This is a genomic window from Lentzea aerocolonigenes, from assembly GCF_000955955.1.
GTDB classification, from domain to species: domain Bacteria; phylum Actinomycetota; class Actinomycetes; order Mycobacteriales; family Pseudonocardiaceae; genus Lentzea; species Lentzea aerocolonigenes_A.
The window spans coordinates 1-8,441 of the sequence record NZ_JYJG01000568.1 but is presented as its reverse complement, the minus strand read 5'-3'; the positions used below and the strand labels follow the sequence as shown (position 1 = coordinate 8,441).

General features: G+C 68.2%; 9 protein-coding genes. 5 read left to right on the top strand and 4 right to left on the bottom strand.

Annotation, left to right across the window (positions count from 1 at the left end; translation table 11 throughout):
• Nucleotides 1–157 precede the first annotated feature (157 nt).
• The 3 genes from UK23_RS53475 to UK23_RS47085 are packed head-to-tail and all read left to right on the top strand — an operon-like array spanning nucleotide 158 to nucleotide 4,114.
• Nucleotides 158–1,444, top strand: coding sequence for a hypothetical protein (locus UK23_RS53475; protein WP_052685676.1), 1,287 nt, complete (start codon nucleotides 158–160; stop codon nucleotides 1,442–1,444).
• Nucleotides 1,362–2,732, top strand: a complete 1,371-nt coding sequence (locus UK23_RS53470; protein WP_419503937.1) for an MGH1-like glycoside hydrolase domain-containing protein — start codon at nucleotides 1,362–1,364, stop codon at nucleotides 2,730–2,732. Before UK23_RS53475 ends, UK23_RS53470 begins: the two co-directional genes overlap by 83 nt.
• The gene (locus tag UK23_RS47085; RefSeq protein WP_045318384.1) at nucleotides 2,729–4,114 is read left to right on the top strand and encodes an alpha-amylase family glycosyl hydrolase; all 1,386 of its coding nucleotides are present in this window, start codon (nucleotides 2,729–2,731) and stop codon (nucleotides 4,112–4,114) included. Before UK23_RS53470 ends, UK23_RS47085 begins: the two co-directional genes overlap by 4 nt.
• Here UK23_RS47085 and UK23_RS47080 read toward each other — a convergent pair.
• A complete protein-coding gene (locus UK23_RS47080) occupies nucleotides 4,056–5,066 on the bottom strand; it encodes an AI-2E family transporter (RefSeq protein ID WP_045318383.1) in 1,011 nt (336 codons plus the stop codon). The two genes, UK23_RS47085 and UK23_RS47080, sit on opposite strands and share 59 nt — an antisense overlap.
• On the bottom strand, nucleotides 5,066–5,482 hold the full coding sequence (locus UK23_RS47075; protein ID WP_045318382.1) for a DUF7144 family membrane protein: 417 nt from the start codon (nucleotides 5,480–5,482) through the stop codon (nucleotides 5,066–5,068). The genes UK23_RS47080 and UK23_RS47075 overlap by 1 nt, the downstream gene beginning before the upstream one ends.
• A gap of 113 nt (nucleotides 5,483–5,595) precedes the next feature.
• Here UK23_RS47075 and UK23_RS47070 point away from each other — a divergent pair, with 113 nt between their 5' ends.
• Entirely contained in the window at nucleotides 5,596–6,081 is a 486-nt protein-coding gene (locus tag UK23_RS47070; RefSeq protein WP_045318381.1) for a DUF1269 domain-containing protein, read from the top strand.
• Nucleotides 6,082–6,182: 101 nt separating this feature from the next.
• Entirely contained in the window at nucleotides 6,183–6,506 is a 324-nt protein-coding gene (locus UK23_RS47065; protein ID WP_052685674.1) for a potassium channel family protein, read from the top strand.
• Here the strand turns inward: UK23_RS47065 and UK23_RS47060 are convergent.
• Both UK23_RS47060 and UK23_RS54755 read right to left on the bottom strand, forming a co-directional pair.
• Nucleotides 6,466–7,722 (bottom strand): MFS transporter, encoded by a 1,257-nt coding sequence (locus tag UK23_RS47060; protein WP_045318380.1) that lies wholly within the window; start codon nucleotides 7,720–7,722, stop codon nucleotides 6,466–6,468. The two genes, UK23_RS47065 and UK23_RS47060, sit on opposite strands and share 41 nt — an antisense overlap.
• Entirely contained in the window at nucleotides 7,719–8,357 is a 639-nt protein-coding gene (locus UK23_RS54755) for a hypothetical protein (protein ID WP_045318379.1), read from the bottom strand. The genes UK23_RS47060 and UK23_RS54755 overlap by 4 nt, the downstream gene beginning before the upstream one ends.
• Between the last annotated feature and the right edge of the window lie 84 nt (nucleotides 8,358–8,441).

Here is an 8,441-nt window from a genome sequence, read left to right as displayed (position 1 = left end):
CCAGTCACGTCCCGCCGCCCGCGAACGCGGTCGCCATCCCGTCATCCTCGCCCGATCCACAGCCCACGACGAGTGGCCAATTCATCCGCCACGGGTGACCCGTCACCCCGATCTCCGTACCAGCCTGGGGAAACAGCCGGAGACGAGAGGTGGCGACGTGGAGAAGCAGAGGCTCGCGGAACCCGGTCCGTGGCGGAAGTGGGGGCCATATCTGAGCGAACGGCAGTGGGGCACGGTCAGAGAAGCGTTCGGCGACGGCAACGCGTGGGACTCGTTCACCCACGACCAGGCCCGCTATCGCGCCTATCGCTGGGGCGAGGACGGAATCGCCGGGTTCAGCGACGACCGGCAGCGGTTGTGCCTCGCGCTGGCGTTGTGGAACGGGAAGGACCCGATCCTCAAGGAGCGGCTGTTCGGCCTCACCAACGCCGAGGGCAACCACGGCGAGGACGTCAAGGAGTGCTACTTCTACCTCGACGCCACGCCGACAGCCTCCTACCTGCGGATGCTCTACAAGTACCCGCAGCAGCCGTTCCCGTACGACGACCTCAGGTACACCAACGCCGCGCGCGACCGGAACGAGCCCGAGTACGAGCTGCTCGACACCGGCGTGTTCGACGACAACCGCTACTTCGACGTGGAGATCGAGTACGCCAAAGCAGGCCCGGAGGACATCCTCATGCGGGTCACCGCCCACAACCGCGGACCAGAAGAGGCCGCCCTGCACCTGTTGCCCACCTTGTGGTTCCGCCACACGTGGTCCTGGGCGGGCGACGACCGCGTGCCCTCACTGCACACCTGCCTGCCGAGCACCGTGCGCGCCGAGCACGCCGAACTCGGGACGTGGTGGTGGTACGTGGAGCAACCGGTGCCGATCCTGGTGACGGAGAACGAGACTGACAACGCGCGCGTGTTCGGTTCTCCCAACACCATCCCGTTTCTCAAGGACGGCATCGAGCGCGCGGTCATCCACGGCGAGCTCACCGCCGTCACACCGGACGGTGTCGGCACGAAAGCCGCCGCCCACCACGAACTCCGCATCCCCGCAGGAGAAAGCGCCACAGTCCGGATCCGGCTCACTGCCCAGGGCAACACCGATCCGTTCGCGGACTTCGACGCCGTCATCAGCCGGCGGCGCACCGAGGCCGACGACTTCTACGACGAGGTGCTGCAAGGCGACCCGAGCAGCGACGAACGACTGGTGTGCCGGCAGGCGCTCGCGGGTCTGTTGTGGTCTCAGCAGTACTACGCGTTCGACGTCGAGCGCTGGCTCACCGAACGCGGCGTGGACCCGCTGACCCACGGCCAGGACGACCCACGGCCAGGACTGGCGGCACCTCATCGCCGAGGACGTCATCGTGATGCCGGACAAGTGGGAGTACCCGTGGTTCGCTGCCTGGGACCTGGCCTTCCACGCCGTCCCACTGGCCACAGTGGACCCTGACCTCGCCAAACGGCAGATCGAGCTGCTGCTCACACGCCGCTACCTGCACCCGAACGGCCAGATTCCCGCCTACGAGTGGAACTTCAGCGACGTCAACCCACCCGTGCACGCATGGGCGGCGTGGTTCATCTACCAGCTCGACCACGACAAGGCGTTCCTCAAGCGCGTGTTCCACCCGTTGCTGCGCACGTTCGACTGGTGGCTCAACCGCAAGGACGCCGACGGCCGCAACCTGTTCCAGGGCGGGTTCCTCGGGCTCGACAACATCGGGGTGTTCGACCGCAGCGCGCCGCTGCCGACCGGCGGGCGGATCGACCAGGCCGACGGCACCGCGTGGATGGCCCTGTACTGCCAGAACCTCGTCCAGATGGCCCTGGAACTCGGCAAGCACGACCCCGCGTACCTGGAGCACGCCGCCACGTTGCTGGAGAACCTCGCCTGGATCGCCGCCGCCACCGGCCACGTCGGCAGCGGCCTCTGGGACGAGGACGACGGTTTCTTCTTCGACGTGCTGCGGCATCCGGACGGTCGCGCCACACCGTTGAAAGTCCGGTCCGCCGTCGGCCTGCTGCCCCTGGCCGCGGCGACCGTGATCAACGCTGAGGTGCGGCGCGACCATCCCGGCCTGGTCGACGGCATGCGCGAGTTCCTCGACCGGCATCCGGCGGTGCGCAACGCGTTGTGGGGGCACGGCACGCAAGCCGATGCGACGGGGCCGGTGCTGTTCTCGTTGTTCGACCCGGACCGCCTGCGCCGGATTCTCGCCAGAATGCTCGACGAGCAGGAGTTCCTGAGCCCTCACGGCATCCGGTCGCTGTCGAGGTGGCACGAGCGGCATCCGTACTCACTCGTCGTGGACGGCGTGGAGCACCGGGTCGGGTATCTGCCCGCCGAGTCCGACAACGGGATGTTCGGCGGCAACTCGAACTGGCGCGGCCCGGTGTGGTTCCCGATCAACGCGCTGGTCATCCGCGCCCTGCTGCACCTGCACGAGTACTTCGGCGACGGCTTCACCGTGGAATGCCCGACCGGTTCCGGGCGGTACCTGACGTTGCGCGAGGTGGCGAACGACCTCAGTGAGCGGCTGCTCGACACGTTCCGGTGCGGGGTGGACGGCATGCGTCCGGTCCACGGTGGACAGAAGCGTTATGCGACAGATCCGCACTGGCAGGGTCTTCCGTTGTTCTACGAGTACTTCCAAGGCGACAACGGCGCGGGTCTCGGTGCCAGCCACCAGACCGGGTGGACCGCGCTCGTCGCCCTGCTCCCCCAGGTGGTGACGCGATGAGCTGGCCGGAAGAACCCGTGATCTACGAGGTCAACACCGCGGTGTGGCTCGGCGAGCTGTCGCGCGAAGCCGGACGGCTGATCACGCTCGCCGACGTCCCCGCGCCCGCCTGGCACGCCGTGACACCCGCGGGAGTCGACGCGGTGTGGTTGATGGGTGTGTGGGAACGCAGCTTGCCGGGCCTGGCGATCGCGAACGCGCACGCCGGCCTGCGGGCGTCGTTCCACGAAGCACTGCCCGATCTTCAGGCCGAGGACGTCCTCGGGTCGCCCTACTGCGTGCGGCGCTATGTCGTGGCGGAGGAGTTCGGCGGCGACGAAGGCCTGGCCAGGGCACGGGCCGAGCTGGCAGCTCGCGGGGTGCGGCTGGTCCTCGACTACGTGCCGAACCACGTGGCGCCGGACCACCCGTGGGTGACCGAGCACCCGGAGTTCTTCCTGCGCAAGGAGAACGGTGAGATCGAACTCGGGCGTGACCCGTACTTCCCGCCGTGGCCCGACGTCGTGCAGCTCGACGCGTTCTCGCCCGCACTCCGGGCCGCGGCCACGATGACGCTCGCCAGCGTCGCGGCCCGTTGCGACGGCATCCGCTGCGACATGGCGATGCTCGTGACGAACGAGGTCTTCTCCCGGACGTGGGGCCTTCCCGCGCCGGAGCGGGACTTCTGGCCGGAGATCATCGGCGGGCTGCGGGCGCTGCACCCCGAGACCGTGCTGATCGCCGAGGCCTACTGGGACATGGAGTGGGCGTTGCAGCAGCAGGGTTTCAACTTCTGCTACGACAAACGGCTCTACGACCGGCTCGTTTCAGGCGATGTTGAAGGCGTGCGTGAGCATCTGCGCGCCGATCCCGGTTATCAAGCGCGGTTGCTGCGGTTCCTGGAGAACCAGGACGAACCGCGGATCCTGAGCGAGCTCGACGCTGGTGCCGCACGAGCAGCCGCGGTCGTGATCGCCACGCTGCCCGGCGCGACGCTGTGGCACGAGGGCCAGTTCGAGGGCAGGCGCGTGCGACCACCCGTTTTCCTGGCCCGGCGCCCGGTCGAATCGCTCGACCACGACCTCGCGGCCTGGTACCGGCGGCTGCTCGCGGTCGTCGCGGACCACGGTGTGCGGCGCGGCGACTGGTCACTGCTCGAAGCCGAGGGATGGCCGGACAACCAGTCGTGCCAACGGCTTCTGGCGTGGGAATGGGAAGCCGCCGACGGCGCACGGCATGTCGTGGTAGTCAACTTCTCCGACCAGCCGGCTCAGGGGGTGTTGCCCGTGGGCTGGCCGGAGAAGTTCACTGACCTGTTGGACGGTGGAGCCGTCCACGAGCCCGTCAGTCAGCTGTACGTGGAGCTGGGGCCATGGGGATGTCATCTGTTCGTGACGGCCTGAGCAACGCCGCCGCCCAGCCCGCCGCCGGGTCCAGGTCGACCAGCAGCACCTTCACCAGCACGGTGAGCGGCACCGCCAGCAACGCGCCGAGCGGGCCGAGCACCCAGGCCCAGAACACCAGGGCGAGGAACGTGAAGGTGGTCGACAGCCCGGCGGCGTCACCGGTGAAACGAGGCTGGATCAGCGACTGCACCACGAAGTTCAGCACTCCGTAGAACGCCAGCACGGCCAGCGCCTTGCGCGGGCCGTGCTGCAGCAGTGCGAGCACGGCTGGTGGTGCCACCCCGAGGACGAACCCGATGTTGGGGATGTAGTTGGTGACGAACGACAACACACCCCACAGCACCGCCAGCGGAATGCCCAGCAACGCCAGCGCGACCGTGTCCAGTGCCGCCACGATGAGCCCGAACACCGTCGTCACCAGGATGTACCGACGCGTTCGGCGCACGAACTCCGTGAGCGCCTCACACAGCTGCGGACGGTCCATCGCGATCTCGGCCAGCCTGCCGTGCGACGCGCCCACCTCGACACCGAGGAACAGCAGCAGCGCCAACAGGAACACCAGACTCGTGGTGAGGCTCGTCAGATCCGTCAGCAGCCCGCCGATCACCCCGACGAGCCGGCCGCGATCGATGTCGTTCAGTGCGTGCTCGGCTCTTCGGATGAGGTCGTGGTGTGCGAACTCCGGCATCGTCGCGACCAGACGTGCGCCTGACCCGACAACTGTGACGGCGACGACCGCGAGCACACCGTAGACCAGAAGGACCACTGCCGCCGTCGCCAGCCACGGCGGCGCGCCGCGGCCGCGCAGCCACCGGTGCGCCGGGCTGACCGCGATCACGACCAGCAACGCCAGCATCGCCGGCGCCACCAGCCACGCGACCGCCCGCACACCGGCGACCACGACGACCGCGGCCGCGCCACCGAGCAGGATCGTGAGTGCGCGTGGCATCAACGGTGATGTGTCTGCTCAAGCCGGTCGGACATGACATCCGCCTCTGGGCCGTGCACGACCACCGCCCAGATCACCGTGACACACAAGGCGATGACGATCGTGGACCACAGCGGGTGCACCGACACAAAACCCAGTTGCGCCACCGCGTTCACGACCGCCAGCACCACGGCGACCACCCTGGCCCACGCGGCACCGGACAGCAGCGCGGCGCCCGACAGCGCCACCAGCACACCGAGCAGCAGGGTGATCCAGCCCCACCCGGTGATGTCGAAGACGAGCACCTGCTGTTCCGTCACGACGTAGTACTCGCCGCGGAACAACGCCACCAGTCCCTCGATGGCGTTGAAGGACCCCATGACGATCATCATGATGCCCGCGAACCAGATCCAGCCGAGCCAGCCTGTTTCCCGCATGGTGCCTCCGTTGTCTCGGGTATGTGCGGCAACCGTGGCACCGGCGTCGTGCACCGATCTTCACCCGTCGCGGGTGAGGACTCGCGTGTGCGGTCTCTCGCAGAGTTCCGGGCATGGCCACTTTGACCGTGTGGAAGTTCGACACCTCCGACGGGGCGCGCACCGCGCTCGACCTGTTGCGAAAACTCCAGGAACAACAGCTGATCACGATCCGCGACACGGCCTACGTCTACTGGGAGGACGACGCGAAACGACCGAAGACCAAGGAGCTCGGCAAGCTCACCGGCGCGGGCGCGCTCGGTGGCGCGTTCTGGGGCCTGCTGTTCGGGCTCATCTTCTTCATCCCGGTGCTGGGCGCGGCGATCGGTGCCGGGGTCGGCGCTTTGGCGGGATCGTTGTCGCGGGCGGGCATCGACGACGACTTCGTGCAGGACGTCCGGGAGAGCGTCACGCCCGGCACGTCCGCGCTGTTCGTCATGTCCGAGCACGCGGTGGTCGATCGTGTCGCTCATGAGTTCAAGCAGACCGGGGCTCAGCTGATCACCACGAACCTCTCGGCGGAGCAGGAGAAGCTGCTCAAGGAGACGTTCACGGCTTGAGCCGCGCGATGATCGCGGCGGTGGTGCGACCCGTGGCGACAGTCGGGGTGCTGCTGCTGGTCTCCGGTCTGTCCCTGGTCATCGTGGTGCTGTGGTGACAGGTGCGGCTGATCGCACGGTCCACCCGGCCGGTGTGGCAGGGCGTGCAGACGCTGGCAATGGTGATTCCGTTGTTCCTGCTGATGTTCGCCAACGCCTGTTTCCTGCTGGCACGGCATCAGCCGGACAGTTTCAACTGTTCGTTGAGCCGCACGGACGCGCTCTACTTCGTCGTCACGGTGTTCGCCACGGTCGGATTCGGTGACATCGTGGCGGTTTCCCCGTTGGCGCGAATCGTCGTGACCGTGCAGATGGTGGGTGACCTGCTCGTGCTGGGTGTGGCTCTCAAGGTCGTTCTGCTGGCTGTGCGGCGTCGTTCCGGATGAACAGCGCGAGCACGAGTCCCGTTGCCCCGAACAGGATGAGCAGGGTGAGCGCCGCGCGATGATCGACGATGGAGCCGACCAGCGCGACGCCCAGCGACGAGCCGAGGTTGGAGACCGCGCGCGACACCCCGGACACGTCCGCCTGGTCCGCGTCGGGCCATCGGGACTGAACCACGTTCACCGACGCGGTGAGCATGATCCCGATGCCCGCGCCGATCAGGAACAACCCGTTCGGCACCAGCAGCGTGCCGGCGATGGTGAGCAGGAAACCCGCGCGGATCAACCTGTTCTGGGGGTGCTTGCGTGCGAGTCTGCCGGCGAGGGCCGACGTGACGAGCATGCCGATCGTGGCGGGCAGCAGTGCCAGGCCGGTCTCGATCGCGCTGAGCCCCTCAACCTGCTGAAGGTGCACGGACAACACGAAGAACGTGCCCTGCAGCACGAGCCACTGGATCAGCTGAGTGCCCAGGCCGAAGTTGGACGTCCTGTCGCGGAACAACTTCGGCTCGCACAACGGCTCCGGGATTCGGCGGATGTGCCACCCGAACAGCGCGAGCACCGCGACGCCCGCGACAGCGGACCACCAGGTGGTGCGGAGTGCGCCGAACACCACGAGAACCATGCCCGCGCCGGACAACACCGCGCCCAGGAGGTCGAACCTCCGGTGATTCCGCTGTGGTGCGGGAAGGTCGCGCGCCAGCAAGATGATCACGGCGACGACCACGACCTGCAGCAGGAACGAAGCACGCCAGCTGAACGCGCTCGTCACCAGTCCGCCGAGCAGCGGTCCGGCCGCCGCGCCCAGCCCGCCCGCGCCGCTGACGATCCCGAACCACCGCGCCCGCTGGGTCCTGTCAGTGGCGAGCGCGGTGGCCAGGATGTAGATCGGCGGGATCATCAGCGCGGATCCGATGCCTTCGAGGAACGCATAACCCGTGGTGAGCAGGACGATTCCAGGTGCGAGAGCGGCGAGCAGCGCGCCCGTGCCGTAGAACGCCAGGCCCAGCACGAAACAGCGGCGGCGGCCCCAGCTGTCGGTGAGCTTGCTGCCCGGCACCATCAGCGCGGCCATGACGAGCGTGAACAGGGTGATAGTCGTTTGAACACCGGTGATCGTGGTGCCGAGGTCGTCCGCGATCGTGCTGATCGCCACGTTCATGTTCGTGGCCGCGTAGCTCGCGATGAACTGGGCCAGCGCCAAGGGAAGGATCTTCACCGGGCGTCACCGGCGCGCAGGTGCTCGGCCGCTTTGCCCAGCAGCGCGTGGACCGTCCGCAGCACGCCGGCCACCCGATCGCGGTGCTCCCGCAGCACCTCCACCCGTTGGCGCGCGGTCTCCTCCATCAGGTGGATGTCGCGCAGGGCTTCCTTGCGCCGCAACGCCAGCGCCAGCTCGAAGTCCTCCGCGACCTCGGCTCGACGCCGGTCCGCCGCGTCGTCGAGGGCGCGCCGCCGGGCCTCGCCTTCACGCGCCAGGTCGGCCAGCTGCGTGCGGCTCGTCGTGAGCAGCTCGCGGTGTTCCGCTTGAACGGCACCGGCTCGTTCGGCGATCGAGGCCGCGTGGGCGAGTGCGGTGTCCACCGCGTGCCGGAGCTGTTCGCCCACGGACTCCGCGGACAACGGCCTGCGGCACAAGTTCTCGAGCCGGTCGCGGAGCTCGCGGTTCTCCTCGCGGGCGGTTTCCAGGTTCCGCGCCAGGGACAGCGCTCTGGCCTCGGCGGCGTCGCGGTCCGCCTCCAGCAGCGCGAAATCGCGTTCGGCGGTGTTGACGAAGTAGCGGACCTGGTCACGCCGGAAGCCGAGCCAGGCGACGTCGAAGCCGGCCCGCAACGGCACCAGTTCGGCCGTCATGACCGCACCAGCGCAAGCGGCACCCGGCACAGGCCACCGATGCCGTACTCCACCAGGAACAAGCTCCGCTGCACAGTCATGACC